Consider the following 1,543-nt stretch of genomic DNA (forward strand, 5'->3'; position numbering starts at 1 on the left):
GGAGGTTCTCCCGCGTGGTAACGCTCTCTAATATCCCTACTGCTAGTGGTCGTGACCAAAGTTCCACTGGCTTCGCTTGGTGGTCTGGTAACGCTCGTCTTATCAACCTCTCCGGTAAACTGCTCGGCGCTCACGTCGCTCACGCTGGTTTAATCGTTTTCTGGGCCGGGGCAATGACCCTGTTTGAAACCGCCCACTTTATCCCCGAAAAACCGATGTACGAACAGGGTTTAATCCTGCTTCCCCACTTAGCTACCCTCGGTTTTGGGGTCGGTCCGGGTGGTGAAGTAGTCGATACCTTCCCCTACTTCGTCGCTGGTGTTCTGCACTTAATTTCTTCGGCTGTACTCGGTTTTGGTGGTATCTACCACGCTATCCGCGGACCGGAAACCCTAGAGGAATACTCTAATTTCTTCGGTTACGACTGGAAAGACAAAAACCAAATGACCAACATCATCGGTTATCACCTGATTCTCTTGGGTTGTGGTGCGCTGTTGTTGGTATTTAAAGCCATGTTCTTTGGCGGTGTCTATGATACCTGGGCCCCCGGTGGTGGTGATGTCCGCATCATCACCAATCCGACCCTCAACCCCGCAGTTATCTTTGGTTATCTGACTAAAGCTCCCTTCGGTGGCGAAGGCTGGATTATCAGCGTCAACAACATGGAAGATATCATCGGCGGTCACATCTGGATTGGCTTAATCTGTATCGCTGGCGGTATCTGGCACATTCTCACCAAACCTTTTGCCTGGGCCCGTCGCGCTTTCATCTGGTCTGGAGAAGCCTATCTGTCCTACAGCTTGGGCGCTCTTTCCATGATGGGCTTTATCGCCGCCGTTTACGTTTGGTTTAACAACACCGCCTATCCCAGTGAATTCTACGGTCCGACCGGTATGGAAGCTTCCCAAGCTCAAGCTTTCACCTTCTTGGTCCGTGACCAACGCTTAGGTGCTAACGTCGCTTCTGCCCAAGGCCCCACTGGTCTAGGTAAATACCTGATGCGCTCTCCCACTGGCGAAATCATCTTCGGTGGTGAAACCATGCGTTTCTGGGATTTCCGCGGTCCCTGGTTAGAACCCCTTCGTGGTCCTAACGGTTTAGACCTCGACAAAATCAGAAATGACGTGCAACCCTGGCAAGTACGCCGCGCGGCTGAATACATGACCCACGCTCCTTTAGGTTCCTTGAACTCTGTAGGTGGGGTTATCACTGACGTTAACTCGTTTAACTATGTGTCTCCTCGCGCTTGGTTGGCTACCTCTCACTTCACCCTCGCCTTCTTCTTCCTGATTGGACACCTCTGGCACGCTGGACGCGCTCGCGCCGCCGCCGCCGGTTTCGAGAAAGGAATTGACCGCGAGACTGAACCCGCATTGGCAATGCCTGACCTCGACTAATTTCGGTTAGTTCGATGGCAGCGGCTCCCGTCTAGTTGGCGGGAGCCTTTTTGTTGTTAAATAGGGTTTGCTGAAAAAGCTTTTCCAGGGGGCAGGGTGTGGGGTGTGGGGAAGTGGGGAGCGGGAATTATAAATTATGAATTAAG

At 52.6% G+C, this 1,543-nt stretch carries 1 protein-coding gene; it reads left to right on the forward strand.

What is annotated here, in order from left to right:
- Nucleotides 1–14 precede the first annotated feature (14 nt).
- A complete protein-coding gene (gene psbC, locus MICAI_RS16150; RefSeq protein WP_002801320.1) occupies nt 15–1,397 on the forward strand; it encodes a photosystem II reaction center protein CP43 in 1,383 nt (460 codons plus the stop codon).
- Nucleotides 1,398–1,543: the final 146 nt, after the last annotated feature.

It is taken from the genome of Microcystis sp. T1-4, assembly GCF_000297435.1.
Taxonomy (GTDB): domain Bacteria; phylum Cyanobacteriota; class Cyanobacteriia; order Cyanobacteriales; family Microcystaceae; genus Microcystis.